We start from the raw sequence: 19,073 nt of genomic DNA on the forward strand, positions 1-19,073 counted from the left end.
TTTGTCGCCCTTTGTTGTAAATATTGTGCTCGTCAATATTTACTGAGCTTTGATACAAAAAACCGCGACCGTTTATCGAGCCTTTTCGGGGCTATCCAAAATCGGGTCGCGGAATATTAATGATCATCGCCCTGACTGTCAAGCTGTACAAACTCTAAGCACTTAATATTCTTAAAATCTGTCAGCTTGAGCTGCCATTATGTTAGGAGCACGTTAACGCGCTCCTGTGATCATGCCTTATTCGGCCGAATCGTCGTCTGCACCAGCGTTAAGCGCTTCGGTCAATGCCTGTTCCGCATCTGCAGCAGATACTGACATTTCTTCGATTTGCTCTTTACGCTGTTGAGCGCGGCGTTCATGGTAGGCGAAACCCGTACCCGCTGGAATGAGTCGTCCAACAATTACGTTTTCTTTCAGACCGCGTAGGTCATCTTCTTTACCTTGAACCGCTGCTTCAGTAAGAACGCGAGTTGTTTCTTGGAAAGACGCTGCTGAGATAAATGACTCAGTAGACAGTGACGCCTTAGTGATACCAAGCAGCTGTGTTTCGTACTGCGCTGGAATCTTACCGTGTTTTTCTATTTCACGGTTGGCCACTTTCACGTTAGAAACTTCTACTTGCTCGCCTTCTAGGAACTGAGTATCGCCTGGGTGAGTGATAACACACTTACGCAGCATCTGACGAATAACAACTTCGATGTGCTTATCGTTAATCTTAACACCCTGTAGACGGTAAACTTCCTGTACTTCGTTCACGATGTAGTTCGCTACTGCAGAGATACCGCGAAGACGTAGAATGTCGTGTGGAGACTCTGGACCGTCGGCGATAACTTCGCCTTTTTCCACTTTCTCACCTTCAAACACGTTAAGCTGACGCCACTTTGGAATCATCTCTTCGTATGCATCACCCTCTGCAGGCGTAATTACTAGGCGCTTCTTACCTTTAGTCTCTTTACCGAAACCGATAGTACCTGAGATTTCTGCAAGAATAGCAGGCTCTTTAGGTTTACGTGCTTCGAATAAGTCAGCAACTCGTGGTAGACCACCCGTGATGTCACGTGTCTTCGAGCTTTCCTGAGGAATACGCGCTAGCACGTCACCTTCGTTAGCCACTTTGCCTTCTTTCGCTTCAATGGTAGTGAAGCTTGGAAGACGAATTTCTTGAAGACCGAACTCATCACTTTCAAGAATTAGCTTAGGCTCTTTGGCGTTTGCTTTTGTTAAATCTTTAACAACAATACGCGTTAGACCAGTAAGCTCATCTTGCTGCATTTCTGTATTAGTGTCGTCGATGTCCGCGAAGCTAATTTTCGCTGCGCGTTCAGTAACGATTGGGGGACTATGCGGGTCCCAGTTAGCAACAACGTCGCCAGCAGCAATCTTCGCACCGTCATCAACACTAAGTACTGCGCCGTAAGGCACTTTATAGCGTTCTTTCTCACGACCTTGTTCATCGATAACAGTAAGCTCTGTTGAACGAGAAACAATAACCACTTTGCCGTCAGAGTTACGTACAGATTTTTCATTGTGTAGCTTAAGGCTACCCGCTGTTTTAACCTGAACACTGTTTTCTGCAGACGCTCGTGATGCCGCACCACCAATGTGGAAGGTACGCATGGTAAGCTGTGTACCAGGTTCACCGATTGATTGTGCTGCAATAACACCAACCGACTCACCACTACCAACCATGTGTCCGCGAGCAAGGTCACGACCGTAACAGTTAGCACATACACCAAAGTCGTTATCACATGTGATAACCGAGCGTACCTGAATTTGGTCAACCGAGTTAGCTTCAAGCATGTCTACTAGCGCTTCGTCTAGAAGTACATTACGCTCAACCAACACCTCGTCTGTACCAGGCTTGATTACATCTTCTGCTACCACACGACCAAGAACACGCTCGCGAAGCGGTTCAACAACATCACCACCTTCGATTAGCGGTGTCATTGTCACACCTTCGAATGTGCCACAATCATCGTTAGTGATAACCAAATCTTGTGCAACATCTACAAGACGACGAGTGAGGTAACCCGAGTTCACTGTCTTAAGTGCTGTATCGGCAAGACCTTTACGCGCACCGTGCGTTGAGATGAAGTACTGAAGAACGTTAAGACCTTCACGGAAGTTTGCTGTGATGGGTGTTTCGATGATTGAACCATCTGGTTTAGCCATCAGACCACGCATACCAGCTAGCTGACGAATCTGAGCGGCACTACCACGAGCACCCGAGTCGGCCATCATATAAACAGAGTTAAATGATGATTGCTCTTCTTCCTCGCCATCGCGGTTGATTACGATGTCAGTCTTAAGGTTATCCATCATGGCCTTAGCAACTTTTTCGTTGGCATTTGACCAGATATCAATAACTTTGTTGTAACGCTCACCGGCTGTTACTAGACCGTTTTGGAACTGTTCCTGAATCTCGATAACTTCTGCTTCAGCAGCGTCAACGATTTCTTTCTTCGCTTCAGGGATTACCATATCGTCGATACCAACAGACGCACCCGCGATCATCGCGTAGTGGAAGCCGGTATACATGATTTGGTCAGCCGCAATAACGGTGTCTTTTAGACCAAGCGTACGGTAACAAGCATTCAATAGTCTTGAAATTTGCTTCTTGCCCATAGGCTGGTTGATGATTTCAAACGGAAGACCCTTAGGAAGGATCAATGAGAAAATTGCACGACCGACCGTGGTTTGCGTTAGCGTTACTTTCTCTGTTTTATTGCCGTCTTCATCAATGTCATATTCTGTAATACGTACTTTAACGCGAGAATGGAGCTCAGCATTACCTGTGCGGTATGCTTTTTCTGCTTCGTTCGGGCTGGTAAATACCATGCCTTCGCCTAGGCCGTTTACTTTGTCACGCGTAAGGTAATAAAGACCCAATACAACGTCCTGTGAAGGAACGATAATTGGCTCACCGTTAGCAGGTGACAGAATGTTATTCGTCGACATCATTAGTGCACGTGCTTCAAGCTGTGCTTCGATTGTCAACGGAACGTGTACCGCCATTTGGTCACCATCGAAGTCGGCGTTGTACGCCGCACACACTAATGGGTGAAGCTGAATCGCTTTACCTTCAATCAGTGTTGGTTCGAATGCCTGGATACCCAAACGGTGAAGTGTTGGTGCACGGTTAAGCAATACAGGGTGTTCGCGGATAACGTCATCTAGTACGTCCCAAACCTCTGGTGCTTCGCGCTCTACTAGCTTCTTAGCAGCTTTGATTGTTGTTGCAAGACCACGTCCTTCAAGCTTACCGTAAATAAACGGCTTAAATAGCTCTAATGCCATCTTCTTAGGAAGACCACACTGGTGAAGGCGAAGTGTTGGACCAACGGTAATTACAGAACGACCAGAGTAGTCAACACGCTTACCAAGAAGGTTTTGACGGAAACGACCCTGCTTACCTTTAATCATGTCTGCAAGCGACTTAAGTGGACGCTTGTTAGAACCGGTAATCGCACGACCGCGACGTCCGTTATCTAGAAGTGCATCAACAGACTCTTGTAACATACGCTTTTCGTTGCGCACGATAATGTCTGGAGCAGCAAGGTCTAGAAGACGCTTAAGACGGTTATTACGGTTGATTACACGACGATAAAGGTCGTTCAAATCAGATGTTGCGAATCGACCGCCATCTAGTGGTACAAGAGGGCGAAGATCGGGTGGCAATACTGGAAGTACTGTCATGATCATCCACTCTGGCTTGTTACCAGACTGCTGGAATGACTCAAGCAACTTAAGGCGCTTGGTGATTTTCTTACGCTTTGTTTCAGAGTTGATTGAAGGTAACTCTTCACGCATCGCTGCAACGTCGGCGTCAACGTCAAGTACGGTTAGCAGGTCGAATACTGCTTCTGCACCCATTTTCGCTTCGAATTCGTCGCCGTGTTCTTCTAATGAGTCAAGGTAATCTTCTTCGTTTAGAAGTTGTCCGCGCTCAAGTGTTGTTAAACCCGGCTCGGTCACAACATACGATTCGAAGTAAAGCACGCGTTCGATATCGCGAAGTGTCATATCAAGCATTAGGCCGATACGTGACGGTAGCGATTTAAGGAACCAAATGTGTGCTACAGGACTTGCTAGCTCGATGTGGCCCATACGCTCACGACGAACTTTAGTCAGTGTCACTTCTACGCCACACTTCTCACAGATAACACCACGGTGCTTAAGACGCTTGTACTTACCGCACAAACACTCGTAGTCTTTTACCGGTCCGAAGATACGGGCACAGAATAAACCGTCACGCTCAGGCTTGAACGTACGATAGTTGATAGTCTCAGGCTTCTTCACTTCACCAAATGACCATGAACGAATCATGTCAGGTGAAGACAGACCGATTCGAATATTATCGAACTCTTCGGCCTTGTGTTGTTGCTTTAGAAACTTTAATAAGTCTTTCACATTACTCTCCCAGCGGAGTCAGTCTCTAGAACCCGGTGCAAGCACCGGGTCATCTCATAACATTACGCGGCAATTGCCGTATTACTTCTCTTCAAGCTCGATGTTGATACCCAACGAGCGAATTTCTTTAAGTAATACGTTGAAGGATTCTGGCATGCCAGGCTCCATTCTGTGGTCGCCATCGACGATGTTCTTGTACATCTTAGTACGTCCGTTAACGTCATCCGACTTAACAGTAAGCATTTCCTGCAGGGTATATGCCGCACCGTAAGCTTCAAGTGCCCACACTTCCATCTCACCGAAGCGCTGACCACCAAACTGTGCTTTACCACCAAGAGGCTGCTGCGTAACAAGGCTGTATGAACCAGTAGAACGCGCGTGCATCTTGTCGTCTACTAAGTGGTTCAGTTTCAGCATGTACATGTAACCAACCGTAACAGGTCGCTCGAATGAATTACCAGTACGACCGTCGAACAAGGTAATCTGACCGCTTTCTGGAATATCAGCAAGCTTCAGCATTTCCTTGATTTCAGACTCGCGAGCACCATCGAATACAGGTGTTGCTACTGGAACACCCTTACGAAGGTTTTCCGCTAAGCGACGAACTTCGTGATCTGTGAAGCTATCAATGTCTACTTCTTGGTGATTTTCACCTAGTTCGTAAACTTTCTTCAAGAAATCACGCATTTCGGCTAGCTCGCGCTGCTCTTTAATCATGCGGTCAATTTTAACCCCAAGACCGTGAGCAGCCATGCCCAAGTGAGTCTCAAGGATCTGACCGATGTTCATACGAGATGGTACACCAAGTGGGTTAAGTACGATGTCTACCGGCGTACCGTGTTCATCGTATGGCATATCTTCTACTGGTTGAATAGTAGAGATAACACCCTTGTTACCGTGACGTCCCGCCATTTTATCACCCGGTTGGATGTGGCGTTTAACCGCTAGGTAAACCTTAACTATCTTAAGTACACCAGGCGCTAAATCATCGCCTTGCGTTATCTTACGACGCTTAGTTTCGAACTTCTTATCGAAGTCAGCTTTGATCTCAGCATGCTGTTCAGCAATTTGGTCAAGCTCTAACTGTGCATCTTCGCTGTTAAGTGCAATTTCAAACCACTTTTCGCGTGGTAGGCTGTCAAGCTTCGCTTGTTCAACGCCAGCACGAGTTAGCGCAGTTTGAGCACGTGCAAAAATGCCGTCCGCAAGGATTTCAAATTCATCAGTAAGGTCTTTCTTAACCTGACGAAGCTGCATATCTTCAATTTCAAGCGCACGCTTATCTTTCTCTACACCGTCGCGGGTAAATACTTGAACATCGATAACCGTACCGTGAACTGAGTTAGGTACACGGAGAGACGTATCTTTAACGTCAGACGCTTTCTCACCAAAGATAGCTCTTAAAAGTTTTTCTTCCGGAGTAAGCTGAGTTTCACCTTTCGGTGTTACTTTACCTACTAGAATGTCGCCGCCTTTCACTTCCGCACCGATGTAAACAACACCTGATTCATCAAGCTTGCTTAGCGCAGACTCACCTACGTTTGGAATATCAGAAGAAATTTCTTCTGGCCCAAGCTTAGTATCACGAGCAATACAGCTTAGCTCTTGAATGTGAATAGTAGTGAAACGGTCTTCCTGAGCAACTCGCTCAGAAATAAGGATTGAATCCTCGAAGTTGTAACCATTCCAAGGCATGAACGCGATACGCATGTTCTGACCAAGTGCAAGGTCACCAAGGTCTGTTGAAGGACCATCGGCTAGCACGTCACCAGTGACTATCGGGTCGCCAACATTACACGTAGGGCGCTGATTGATACAGGTGTTTTGGTTAGAGCGAGTGTATTTAGTCAGGTTGTAGATATCGATACCTGCTTCACCTGGAAGCATCTCATCTTCAGCAACCTTGATTACAATGCGGCTCGCATCTACGTAATCAACTGTACCACCGCGTTTAGCGACAACAGTTACACCAGAATCTACTGCAATAGTTCTTTCCATACCCGTACCTACTAACGGCTTATCAGCACGTAATGTAGGAACAGCCTGACGTTGCATGTTGGCACCCATAAGTGCACGGTTTGCATCATCGTGTTCTAGGAATGGAATTATACTTGCCGCAATTGATACGATTTGCTGTGGAGAAACGTCCATGTATTTGATGTCTTCTTTTGGCATCAAGGTTGTTTCACCACGGTGACGACATGGAATAAGGTCGTCTACCAACTCACCTGCTTCAGATAACGCAATGTTAGCCTGAGCAATCGCGAATTGGCCTTCTTCAATTGCAGATAAATAATCGATTTCATCGGTAACAACACCGTCAACAATGCGACGGAAAGGTGTTTCTAAGAAACCAAAGTCATTAGTGCGCGCGAAGCTCGCTAATGAGTTAATTAGACCGATGTTTGGACCTTCCGGCGTTTCGATTGGACACAAACGACCATAGTGAGTCGGGTGTACATCTCGAACTTCGAAGCCAGCACGTTCACGAGTAAGACCACCCGGACCTAATGCAGAAATACGACGCTTATGCGTTACTTCTGATAGCGGGTTGTTTTGGTCCATGAACTGTGACAATTGCGACGAACCGAAGAACTCTTTCACCGCTGCCGAGATAGGCTTGGCGTTAATAAGATCTTGTGGCATTACGTTGTCTAGGTCGCCTAAGCTTAGACGCTCTTTAACTGCACGTTCTACACGCACAAGACCAACGCGGAATTGGTTCTCAGCCATTTCACCAACCGAACGAATACGGCGGTTACCTAGGTGATCGATGTCATCAACTTCGTCCTTACCGTCACGAATTGTTATTAACTGTTTCATAACAGCAATAATGTCTTCTTTGGCAAGCGTACCAGAACCAATAAGTTCTTCGCGGCCTAAACGACGGTTAAACTTCATACGACCCACTGAAGAAAGATCATAACGCTCTTCAGAGAAGAATAAGTTCTCGAATAACGTTTCTGCAGCGTCTTTCGTTGGTGGCTCACCAGGACGCATCATACGGTAAATTTCAACAAGCGCCTCTAGGCGGTTTGTTGAAGAGTCTATACGTAGCGTATCTGAAATGTATGACCCGTGATCAAGCTCGTTGATATAAAGAGTTTCAAATTCTTTAATACCAGCTTGGCTAAGCTCAGCTAAGTTCTCTAGTGCAAGCTCGTCGTTTGCACTAACAATAACTTCGCCCGTGTCTTCATTTACATAAGTAGCAGCAAATACTCGACCGATGAGATAATCGGCAGGTACTTCTAGCTCTGTCAAACCAGACTTTTCTAGTGCACGTGTATGACGAGCAGAGATACGACGGCCTGTTTCAACAACCACATTGCCATCACTGTCGATAATGTCGAAAGCTGCTGTCTCACCACGTAGGCGATCAGGCTTCACTTCCATCATTAGACGGTCTTTATCAATGCGGATATTAACTTTGTCGAAGAATGTATCTAAGATTTCTTCTGACGTCATTTCCAATGCGCGCAAGATAATAGTTGCCGGCAATTTACGACGACGGTCGATACGCACGAACAAGTTATCTTTAGGGTCAAACTCAAAGTCTAACCAAGAGCCACGGTAAGGAATGACGCGCGCGTTATAAAGTACTTTACCAGACGAGTGGGTTTTACCCTTGTCGTGGTCAAAGAACACACCAGGTGAACGGTGTAGTTGTGACACAATTACACGCTCTGTACCATTGATAACGAACGTACCGTTCTCTGTCATCAATGGGATTTCTCCCATGTACACTTCTTGTTCTTTAATATCTTTTACGGTACCTGGGGCTGCGTCTTTGTCAAACAATACTAACCGTAGTTTTACTCTTAACGGAGCAGAGAAAGTTACACCGCGTATCTGACATTCTTTAACATCGAATACTGGCTCTCCCAGGCGGTAGCTTACATATTGAAGCTCTGAATTACCTGAGTAACTTTTAATTGGAAAAACGGAACGAAATGCTGCTTCCAAACCGTATTGAGCATCGGCGTCGATCTCAATAAACTTTTTGAAAGAATCAAGCTGAATTGAAAGAAGGTATGGAATTTCCAATACCTGTGGGCGTTTGCCAAAATCCTTACGGATACGTTTCTTTTCGCTATAAGAGTAAACCATGGGTTCCTCAGCCTGCTGATTTATGACCCAACCTGCTGCTAAATGCTTTAAAACGCGTGCTATGGGCTAAAAGCTGCGTTTCAAATGGCGCAATAAGCAACAAACTTCCACAACCCTAATTCGGGCAAGTTCACCAGCATACAACAAATTTTAACCAATTATTAGTTAAGTTGTTGGATTTTTATGCTTTTAACGGTGTTGACCGATGTGCGCCTAGTGAAATGTAGATAAGGGTTATATTCTACACACTATACAGCGCAAAAAGGCTGGTGGTTCAAAAAACCACCAGCCTTGCCGTCTCAGGCAAATAATCTGATCAAATCAGATTACTTGATTTCAACTTCAGCGCCAGCTTCAGTAAGTGCCGCTTTAAGTTCTTCAGCTTCTTCTTTGCTTACGCCTTCTTTGATAGCTTTAGGAGCAGACTCAACTACTTCTTTAGCTTCTTTAAGACCTAGGCCAGTCGCGCCGCGAACTGCTTTGATAACCGCAACTTTGTTGCCACCGAATGAAGTCATTACAACGTCAAATTCAGTTTTCTCTTCAACAGCAGCAGCTTCACCAGCTGCAGCAGGACCAGCAACAGCAACAGCTGCAGCAGATACGTTGAATTTTTCTTCAGCTGCTTCGATTAGCTCAACCAATTCCATAACTGGCATTTCAGCAATCGCGTTTAAAATATCTTCTTTAGTTAGAGCCATGTTCTCTAAACTCCTGGGTTTTTAATGTTAAAAAAATCAATATGCCAAAAACGAAAATTACTTCTCGTCTTTGATCGCCGCCAATACGCGCACAAACTTGCCAGGAACTTCGTTGATTGTTTGAACGAATTTCCCAACTGGTGCTTTGAAGGTTGCAAGTAGTCTTGCAAGCGCTTCGTCGCGAGTTGGAAGTGAAGCAACTGCGTCCAATTTCTCTGGACCAAGAAGACCACTACCAATTGAAAGTGCTGTTACGTTAAGCTTATCGTTAGTCTTACCGAAGTCTTTGAAAAGACGTGCCGCACCGCCTGGTGCGTCGATAGAGAAACCATAGATAAGCGGACCTGTAAGTGCGCTTTCCAAGTCTGCAAATTTACTGTCTGCCAATGCACGCTTAGCTAGTGTGTTACGTATAACCTTTAGGTATACGCCTTGCTCACGAGCTTTTACGCGTAGGTCAGTCAGATCTGCAACTTCCATCCCACGGTATTCAGCGACGGCAACGGATAGAGCGCGAGACGCAACTTCAGATACCTCTGCTACGATCTCTTTTTTTGCTGCTAAACCTAGTGCCACTGAGTTCACCTCTTTGTATCTGACATTGTTTGTAATTAACTACTCACGCCGTCAGGGTTCACAGATTGATACCAAACGTCATATTTGATACCGCTCTACGGTGTTTGTTATCCCAGAGAGTCTGAGTCAAACCACCGTCTGCGCAGGTTGTTCTATTAAGCAGTGTGTTGACTGTGAAAGTTCTCTTACCTCTTTCACCACACCGCACCTGCGGTCTTGGACGGGAGTTGCTTACTAGCACTGCTATGTACACAACTCCAACCCATAACCTTTCAGAGAACTAACGGGTCAAGCCCATCAGTATTAAAGACCTACAGAAGCCTTATCAAGAGCAACACCCGCACCCATTGTAGTGCTTAGGCTGATCTTCTTGATATAGGTACCTTTTGCAGAAGAAGGCTTAGCTTTCTTCAATGCTTCAAGTAGCGCTTCAAGGTTTTCTTGAATTTGATTTGCTTCAAACGCAATCTTACCTAGGCTAGCGTGGATGATACCGTTTTTATCATTGCGGTAGCGAACCTGACCAGCTTTTGCATTTTTAACAGCTGTAGCAACGTCTGGCGTTACTGTACCTGTTTTAGGGTTAGGCATTAGGCCACGTGGACCTAAGATTTGACCTAGTTGACCAACTACGCGCATCGCGTCTGGGCTAGCAACTACAACGTCAAAGTTCATTTCGCCTTTCTTAACTTGTTCAGCTAAGTCTTCCATACCAACAACGTCAGCACCTGCTTCTTTAGCAGCTTCTGCATTAGCACCTTGAGTGAATACCGCAACGCGCACGTCTTTACCAGTACCGTTAGGTAGTACAGTAGCACCACGAACGTTTTGGTCAGATTTCTTAGCGTCGATACCAAGGTTTACAGCAACGTCAACACTTTCAGCGAATTTAGCAGTCGCTAATTCTTTTAAAAGTGCAACAGCTTCGTTGATTTCATACTCTTTAGTAGAGTCAACTTTGTCACGTACTAGACGAGCGCGTTTTGTTAATTTAGCCATCCGATTAGTCCTCTACGTTCAAGCCCATTGAGCGAGCAGAACCCGCGATAGTGCGTACCGCTGCTTCTAGATCAGCAGCTGTTAAGTCTGGCTCTTTAGTTTTAGCAATCTCTTCTAACTGAGCGGTGGTAACTTTACCCACTTTCTCAGTGTTAGGACGGCCAGAACCGCTCTTGATGCCAGCTGCCTTCTTAAGAAGGTATGACGCAGGAGGAGTCTTAGTTTCGAATGTGAAAGAACGGTCTTCGTATACAGTAATTTCTACTGGTACCGGAGCACCCTTCTCTAGGCTGTCAGTCTTTGCATTGAAAGCCTTACAGAATTCCATGATGTTCACACCGTGTTGACCTAGTGCAGGACCAACTGGTGGACTTGGGTTAGCAGCACCTGCCGCAACCTGAAGCTTGATAATACCGCTTACTTTTTTAGCCATTTTAAATGCTCTCTTGTTTGGGTCTAACGCCTCGCAAATACAGAGAATATTTGCTCAATCGGCTTCCCGTTTCCGTTTAAAAGGGCGCGCATTATAAGGGTTGATTAATTGCTATGCAAGTCCCTAAATGCTTAAAAAACGATCTTTCAGGTAAAAAGGTACTGTAACAGCTAAAATATTAAGTAATATGGTAGGTTATGGAACACCGACAGCAATGCATTTATAGTAATGGCATGGTTAAATCAGTGCTTTAGTTAAAACAAAGACCCCAGAGCTAATTCAGTAACTGGCTGCGTGAATTAGGGAATGCAGAGGTTAACTCGCTCATCGCAATATCAGGACATGCTCTTCTGTATTGGTCTCTTCCTTCAGATTTGGCCTCATAGAGAGCACGGTCGGCCTGTGAAAAAGCCTCTTGCACGCTAGATGCCTGCGAAAACGGGCAATACCCTGCGCTAGCAGTCATAGAAATCAATCTCTGCTCGTTAACTACATTTTTGTACTTTATGCGAAGCTGACGAATGCTTGTCATTACCCGCTCGAGATACAAGCGCGCTTGAGTAGAGGAACAATTCGCTAAAACTACAACAAACTCTTCACCTCCCCACCGACTTACCACATCCGAAGGTCTTGTCTGCGAATGCAAACACTTGCCAAAAGCTTTAATCGCCTCATCGCCCGCAGCATGACCGTAAGTGTCGTTTATCTGCTTGAAGTAGTCTATATCAAAAATGATCAAAACTGTGTCTTCACCTTTTGATGTGTATGCTTTCCACTGCATTTCTAAAAAGGACTGCACGAAACGTCTGTTTTTTAAACCCGTTAACGAATCCATTGACGCTTTTAATTTTGCTTCTCTTGCTATCTTTGCATGAGCTCGTTTTGCATCCTGTAGTTGTCGCAACCGGTTATTAAAACGCACAATATGCTCGTCTAATTTGTAGATAAGTGCGGCTGGCTCATTATTTTCCGCGTCCATAAGCACTGATACGTAAGCGGGTATGGTAGAGGTATCATTCAATCTCGTATCGTTAAATTTAAGGCGTATTGGAAATAGCCCCGAGCGGCGTTTCACAATACTGCTAAACTCCTTGAAGCAAGAAACATTGAAAGTTTTTGATGCAAGCGAAAAAACCTCAGTAATTATCTTGGCATTATCGATATTAGGGAGACGACGCTTCATTTGATTATTATAGTGAATAATATTGCCATCAAGGCACGTAATAACCGCGGCTTCTCTAATACCGGCGAGCATGGATGCTACACTGAGTTTTTCAATACCCATTAGAGCTCACTCCAAAATATTCATGGGTAATATCGCGACGTTCTTTCAGTGGCCTTAGATGCACAACAACATGACAATGCCCATCACCATTCGCAATTGTTTTGTTTAATTCGACAGCGGCATAACCACTTTCAGTGGCTGCAATTTTACCAAACACATTTGCCGTCATATTACACAAGGGTGTTTTACCAACCACATTGGTGCCGAATGGACATTTATAATTTTTTAGAATTATTGACTCGGGTGAGATACTGGAAATACTGAATTGGCCACCAATACGACGTTTCAGATCGACAAGTACATGAGCGATAACTTCAGGTGAAGCCATGTCACTGCCCAATTGGGATTTGTATTTTTCATGAAACATAGCGCCTACATGGTCGGCAACAATTCCCACGAAACCCTTCGACTCTTCAGTGCCAATGACATCTTCCATTAGCTTTTCGAGTTCGAGTAACATGGTCTGATAGAACGACGCAACGTCGATATCTATTTGTTTGCATGCAATGCGCTGCTCTAAAGTATCGATAGCCCTAACCTTTGACCAAATATTATACTTTAGTTGTAGACGAATCTCTTCACATCTGCAAATAAATTAACTTTAAGTATAAGGAATAGGGAGATTTTTATGACAGCAGACGACAAAAAAGAGCTTGGGATTTAATTTACAGGTACAAAAAAGCCCGCTCATGCGGGCTTTTCAAAATATCTACAATTTAGCCTTTTTCTACTTGACCAAACTCTAAGTCTACTGGTGTTGAACGACCGAATATAAGAACCGATACTTTTACGCGGCTCTTTTCATAGTCAACTTCTTCAACCACACCGTTAAAGTCGGCAAAAGGTCCGTCGGTAACGCGAACGACTTCACCTGGCTCAAACAATGTCTTAGGCTTAGGCTTGTCAACCGACTCTTCAAGGCGATTTAAAATGGCGTCGGCTTCTTTTTGGGTAATTGGCATTGGTCTATCAGACGTTCCACCAATAAAACCAAGAACGCGAGGAACACTTTTCACTAAGTGCCATGACTCTTCGTTCATTGCCATTTCTACCAGCACGTAGCCAGGGTAGAACTTACGCTCTGATTTGCGCTTTTGACCTGCGCGCATTTCTACAACTTCTTCGGTGGGTACTAGAATTTGACCGAAATGCTCTTCCATATTGTGCATTTTGATGTATTCAAGAAGCGTTTTCTTGACGCGAGCTTCATACTGAGAATATGCTTGTACTACGTACCATCTCTTTTTAATTTCTTCTTCAGACATACGCTTATGCTCCAATTCCAGTAATAAAGCCAACTACACGTACGATAATCCCGTCTAGTCCCCATAATATAAGTGCCATAACCAAGGTTGCTGCCAAAACGATAAGTGTCGTTTGGTTTGCTTCTTGACGTGTAGGCCAAACAACCTTGCGTACTTCAGTGCGCGACTCTTTGGCAAAGCTTAGAAATGCGCTGCCTTTATGAGTAGATGCAGCGATAAAACCTGCAATCACAGCAACCACTACCGCTGTTATGGCGCGATATAATACCGAAATTTCACCGTAAACTGTGTTGGCGGTTACCAACCCTGCAAGTAGGGCAAAAACCACTACCCATTTAAACATGTCCAACCCGTTGGACTGATTTTCCGTCTTTTCGCTCATGTCACGATCCTAGCACTACAGCGTCGTTTTCTTGCGTACACGCGCAAGTTAATAATCTGGCAGGGGTGGAGGGACTCGAACCCCCAACCATCGGTTTTGGAGACCGCTGTTCTACCAATTCGAACTACACCCCTGTGGCGTTTTCACTCTTAAATTTTACTTACACTGCCCTTGTGATTTGTGCGTCTTTTCGTTGGAAAGTGCGGTATCGCAAGGGAGGGACGCGTATTATACTTAACCACTTTCAAGATACAAGCGCTTTATTCTTTTCTCATTTAGCTTTGAAGGCAGATTTTACACTGCTCATTCAACGCCAATGAAGCCACCGGTTTGATGCGCCCATAACTTCGCATAAATGCCATTGTGAGCGATTAACTCACTGTGAGTGCCCTGCTCGACTATTTGACCCTTATCAAGCACCAATAACCTGTCCATTTGCGCAATAGTAGAAAGGCGATGCGCTATCGCTAATACGGTCTTCCCTTCCATCACTTTGTCTAGACATGCTTGAATGGCGGCTTCTACTTCTGAATCTAGTGCAGATGTGGCTTCATCCAGAATCAGCACAGGTGCATCTTTTAGCAGCACCCGTGCAATAGCGATTCGCTGACGTTGCCCACCAGATAATTTTATTCCCCGTTCTCCCACGTGGGCATCGTAACCTGTGCGCCCCTGATTATCGGTAAGTGTTAAAATAAAATCGTGCGCCTCTGCCTGTTTAGCTGCGTTGATCATTTCAGCTTCACTGGCATCTGTACGACCATATAGAATGTTGTCTCTAACCGAACGATGCATAAGCGAAGTGTCTTGCGTAACCATGCTTATTTTAGCGCGCAACTTTTCTTGCTCAACTTCAGTAATATCCTGCTCATCGATGGTGATGCGTCCACTTTGCGTGTCATAAAAGCGCATAAGGAGATTGACCAGTGTAGATTTGCCCGCACCAGAGCGCCCCACCAGCCCAACCTTTTCACCGGGTTTAATGGCAAGTTCCAAGTTATTAAAAACATCGATGGGTTTGTTATTTGCGCCCGAGTAAGAGAAATTCACTTTATCGAAGTGAATGTTACCACCACCAACGGATAGCGCATTTGCTTGTGGCTTATCTTTTACAGCGACAGGTTGCGCGAGGGTATTCATGCCATCTTGCACTGTGCCTAAATTTTCAAATAGCCCAGACACCTCCCACATGATCCAGTGAGACATGCCGTTTAAGCGCAAACACAAACTCACCGCAATGGCGATATCACCTGGCGATGCAATATTCTCCATCCATAAATAGACGGACAGAGCACCAATAGTGAAGATAAGAATAGCGTTGGCCATCTCGACACAAAACTCGAGCACCGTAACAAGCCGCATTTGCGGGTAAACAGTTTTTAGGAAACCGTCCATGCTCTCTTTTGCGTAATCGGCTTCTCGTCTACTATGCGAAAATAGCTTTACAGTAGTTATGTTGGTGTAGCTATCTACTATACGCCCTGTCATTAACGAGCGTGCATCTGCTTGCTTCTGCGACACGGCTTTGAGCTTTGGCACTAACACTCGCAATATGCCAACGTATACGAAGAACCAGACCACTAGTGGTAGTGCTAAACGCCAGTCAGTACTAAATACCAGTACCACCATAGAGATAAAATACACGCTGATATACACCAGCAAGTCGAGCATTTTAGTGACGGTTTCTCTTACCGAAAGCGCTGTTTGCATAACCTTGGTAGCCACTCGCCCAGCAAACTCGTTGTGAAAAAACGTTAAGCTTTGACCCAACAAGTAACGGTGAGCCTGCCAGCGTATACGCATGGGATAATTGCCCATTAACGACTGACGGGAGAAAAAAGAGCGCAGCAAAATAAAGCCCGGAATTAGAACAAGAACGGTAATGCCCATACCAATGAGCGTTAGTTTTTGCTCTTCTAGAAAGGTCTCTCGACTTTGTTCTGAAAACCAATCAACAAGCTGGCCCAAAAAGCCAAATAGCGCGACTTCAAGCATGGCAACTATGGCGCTAAGTACTGATACAGTTAGAATGATGTGCCACATTCCTTGGGTATAATACTTACAAAACGCAACTAAACCCTTTGGCGGTTGTGTGGGTGGTGTGTCAGGAAAAGGCTGAGTGAGCTTTTCAAAAAAAGAAAACATGCAGAAACTCTTTGTGTTATTAAGCCGCCGACTGCTTGCAACAGCGTAGCGTTACAATTTTTGTTGAAGTGAGTACGCTATTCTACACGATATGTTCATTCAATTGATTAACTCCTTGTCAATAAACCAATGAATATCAAGTAATACAGACCTTTTTTATATAAAATCGGGTTTCGTTCAGTGCCCATTAAAATACGATTAACATTCTTTTGACATTTGCGCTAATCCTTCATACTTCTGCGATAAAAATTATAACGATAAAAAAGACCACCTTTTAAATATGGACATAGCTAAATGCCGCACAATTGTGCGCGCTCACAACTCTTTACTGCGACGTTTTGGCTCGATAGTTTTAGTATCTCTTTGCCTAATTACTAATGCGAATGCTAAAGCCCGAGATAATTCAAACGGCAACATTTTCACCCCACAGGATGAGAAGCAAGAGCGCCCAAATGAGCCTCTCCCCGAGGCAATTGTTACCACCAAGAACGCACAACCTGATGAGTTGATGAGCGAGGATTCAGATTCAGATTCAGAAACCATTGTAGTGCCCTACCTTTCAGATACGGTGACACTAGACGGGGTTCTCGACGACGCTGCGTGGCAGCACGCTCAGGAAGTTACGCTTAACGTGGTTACGCGGCCATTTGAAAATACCACGCCTCCCGTTGAAACCGTTGCGCGAATATTTGAAAACGGCGACACCATCTATATCGGCTTCACAGCCTTCGATAATGATCCGTCGGAAATTCGGGCACTTTTTCGCGACCGCGATAGCGTATGGGATAATGACTTAGTGGGCATTAAACTTGATACCTTTGGCGACAGTCGCCTCTCCTATCAGTTTTTTGTTAATCCTCACGGCATTCAAATTGATTCTATAGAAAATCAAATGACTCGTAGTGAAAGCGCAAGCTGGAACGCAATTTGGGATTCTGAAGCCAAGATTACTAATAAAGGTTACACGGTTGAGATTGCACTGCCGTTTCGCATTATGAACTTTTTAGATGCTGATGGGCCGAAACAATGGCGCGCGGAGTTTGTGCGCTTTTATCCGCGTGACAACAACCTTCGCATATCAAATCGTCCCGTTGACCGAGATAATGCGTGCAGTTTATGTCAAATGGGCAACATGAAGGGCTTCAGCAAAGCGAAGCAAGGAAAAAATCTTTCAATAACGCCTTATGGTGTAACGGGGGCAGCACGTAGCCGAACGCCAGCAAGTCCTCAAAACTGGGAGTATGGTAACAACCAAGAGGTTGGCGTAGATATCAATTGGGGAATGACCTCTGATATGCTGCTACAAGCAACCATAAACCCAGACTTTTCGCAGGTAGAAGCTGATGCGGGCCAGCTTGGCATCAACAACCCATTTGCACTGTTCTTTCCTGAACAACGTCCCTTCTTTGTAGAAAACGCAGACTTTTTCAGTACCCAATACGACCTGGTTTACACGAGAAATATCGGTGCACCAGATATTGGCAGTAAACTCACCGGCAGGTTAAACGACCACACGTTTGGCTTGCTAGTGGCTAACGATGAAACCACCACTTTTTTAGTGCCGGGCAATTTGGGCTCCAGTGTCGCACAACTTGACCAAGGCAGTACCAACCTTGCCGCACGCTATCGATTCGATGTGTCAGATACCTTGTCGTTCGGCACGATTTTTACAGGCAGGCATGCCGATGACTATCACAACCTTGTTACCGGTGTAGACATGCGCTATCAAATTACGCCTAGCGATACTTTGCGGGTTCAGGCATTGCGTTCAGATACACAATATCCAGATGCTCTTTCGTCGCAGTTTTGTCGCGGCAGTTGCGAGAATGAAGAGGATATTACAGAGACCACGTTAAGAACCAACAAAAATGACGCATTTTCTGGCAGCACTTATCAAATAGACTATCGCCATGAAGAAAGAGAATGGTATGTCATTGCAAATAGGAAAAGTACTCAGTCAGATTTTAGAGCAGATTTAGGGTTTGAAAGTAATGTAGACAGACACAAAACGGTACTCGGTGGTGGTCTGGTATGGTGGAAGGATAACGCTTGGTGGAACCGATTCGAGTTGGGTGGTGACTGGGATATCACGCACAACGATAACGGCGAACTTATTGAGAGAGAAGTTCAGGCACAAGTAGAACTCAATGCGGCCTATCAGTCTTACTTTAATTTTCAGTGGGTAAAGCGAGATCAAGTAGGGCTACGCCAAAATGGTGCAAGCTTAGCTATTGACGGCAATACAACGCGCTTCACTGAAGAACAGTTCTCATTTTATTTTGAGGCACGCCCCAATAGAACGCTCTACTTTGAAAACTTTATTCGCGTTGGTGATAGAATTGATCTGCGTAACAATCGTTTGGGTGAGCAAGTACTATTAGAGCCACAGATAAGCCTCAATATTGGAGAGCATTTAGAAGCCTCGGTAAATCATGAATACAATCGTATTAATGTGAACGATGAGATGCTATTTACCGCCAACCTCTCAGATTTTAGAATAAGTTATCAATTCAGTGCGAAGCAGTATATTCGACTGGCGCTCATTTACTCTGACATTAGACGCAACACCAATAACTATCTTGTTGATGTGGACGCTCGAGAACGCAGTATGGGAACTCAGTTGATTTACTCATACATGATCAACCCGTTATCGCGACTGTTTATCGGTTACGGTGACTCAGCATTTGCCGACGATAATACGCCAGGGCTTTTTCGCACAGAGCAAGCTGTTTTCATGAAATTTAGCTATGCTTGGCTCTATTAATTG

General features: G+C 44.9%; 12 protein-coding genes and 1 tRNA gene. 1 reads left to right on the top strand and 12 read right to left on the bottom strand.

The window, feature by feature from the left end; genetic code table 11:
- Window positions 1-237 precede the first annotated feature (237 nt).
- The 12 genes from rpoC to GTW09_RS06040 form a co-directional block, all read right to left on the bottom strand.
- The gene (gene rpoC, locus GTW09_RS05985) at window positions 238-4,410 is read right to left on the bottom strand and encodes a DNA-directed RNA polymerase subunit beta' (RefSeq protein ID WP_163110851.1); all 4,173 of its coding nucleotides are present in this window, start codon (window positions 4,408-4,410) and stop codon (window positions 238-240) included.
- Between the two features lie 81 nt (window positions 4,411-4,491).
- Window positions 4,492-8,520 carry a DNA-directed RNA polymerase subunit beta gene (gene rpoB / locus GTW09_RS05990; RefSeq protein ID WP_083595325.1) on the bottom strand — a complete coding sequence of 1,343 codons (4,029 nt, stop codon included), beginning with the start codon at window positions 8,518-8,520 and terminating at the stop codon, window positions 4,492-4,494.
- Between the two features lie 326 nt (window positions 8,521-8,846).
- Window positions 8,847-9,221 (bottom strand): 50S ribosomal protein L7/L12, encoded by a 375-nt coding sequence (rplL, locus tag GTW09_RS05995; RefSeq protein WP_071980817.1) that lies wholly within the window; start codon window positions 9,219-9,221, stop codon window positions 8,847-8,849.
- A gap of 57 nt (window positions 9,222-9,278) precedes the next feature.
- The gene (gene rplJ / locus GTW09_RS06000; protein ID WP_163110853.1) at window positions 9,279-9,797 is read right to left on the bottom strand and encodes a 50S ribosomal protein L10; all 519 of its coding nucleotides are present in this window, start codon (window positions 9,795-9,797) and stop codon (window positions 9,279-9,281) included.
- 303 nt (window positions 9,798-10,100) lie between these two features.
- Complete coding sequence (gene rplA, locus GTW09_RS06005) at window positions 10,101-10,796, bottom strand: 50S ribosomal protein L1 (RefSeq protein WP_071980818.1); 696 nt, start codon at window positions 10,794-10,796, stop codon at window positions 10,101-10,103.
- 4 nt (window positions 10,797-10,800) lie between these two features.
- Complete coding sequence (rplK, locus tag GTW09_RS06010; RefSeq protein ID WP_071980819.1) at window positions 10,801-11,229, bottom strand: 50S ribosomal protein L11; 429 nt, start codon at window positions 11,227-11,229, stop codon at window positions 10,801-10,803.
- A gap of 274 nt (window positions 11,230-11,503) precedes the next feature.
- Window positions 11,504-12,514, bottom strand: a complete 1,011-nt coding sequence (locus GTW09_RS06015; RefSeq protein WP_163110855.1) for a GGDEF domain-containing protein — start codon at window positions 12,512-12,514, stop codon at window positions 11,504-11,506.
- Window positions 12,504-12,974 (bottom strand): methanogen output domain 1-containing protein, encoded by a 471-nt coding sequence (locus tag GTW09_RS06020; RefSeq protein ID WP_275407079.1) that lies wholly within the window; start codon window positions 12,972-12,974, stop codon window positions 12,504-12,506. The genes GTW09_RS06015 and GTW09_RS06020 overlap by 11 nt, the downstream gene beginning before the upstream one ends.
- A 256-nt stretch (window positions 12,975-13,230) precedes the next feature.
- Window positions 13,231-13,779 (bottom strand): transcription termination/antitermination protein NusG, encoded by a 549-nt coding sequence (nusG, locus tag GTW09_RS06025; RefSeq protein ID WP_071980822.1) that lies wholly within the window; start codon window positions 13,777-13,779, stop codon window positions 13,231-13,233.
- A 4-nt stretch (window positions 13,780-13,783) separates the two neighbouring features.
- Complete coding sequence (secE, locus tag GTW09_RS06030) at window positions 13,784-14,161, bottom strand: preprotein translocase subunit SecE (RefSeq protein WP_071980823.1); 378 nt, start codon at window positions 14,159-14,161, stop codon at window positions 13,784-13,786.
- A gap of 57 nt (window positions 14,162-14,218) precedes the next feature.
- A tRNA-Trp gene (locus GTW09_RS06035) sits at window positions 14,219-14,295 on the bottom strand.
- Window positions 14,296-14,464: 169 nt separating this feature from the next.
- Window positions 14,465-16,306 carry an ABC transporter ATP-binding protein gene (locus tag GTW09_RS06040; protein WP_163110859.1) on the bottom strand — a complete coding sequence of 614 codons (1,842 nt, stop codon included), beginning with the start codon at window positions 16,304-16,306 and terminating at the stop codon, window positions 14,465-14,467.
- 280 nt (window positions 16,307-16,586) lie between these two features.
- Here GTW09_RS06040 and GTW09_RS06045 point away from each other — a divergent pair, with 280 nt between their 5' ends.
- Window positions 16,587-19,070: a carbohydrate binding family 9 domain-containing protein gene (locus GTW09_RS06045; RefSeq protein ID WP_163110861.1), complete on the top strand. Its 2,484-nt coding sequence runs from the start codon at window positions 16,587-16,589 to the stop codon at window positions 19,068-19,070.
- The last annotated feature ends 3 nt before the right edge of the window (window positions 19,071-19,073 follow it).

This window comes from Alteromonas hispanica (assembly GCF_010500915.1).
Classification (GTDB): Bacteria; Pseudomonadota; Gammaproteobacteria; order Enterobacterales; family Alteromonadaceae; genus Alteromonas; species Alteromonas hispanica.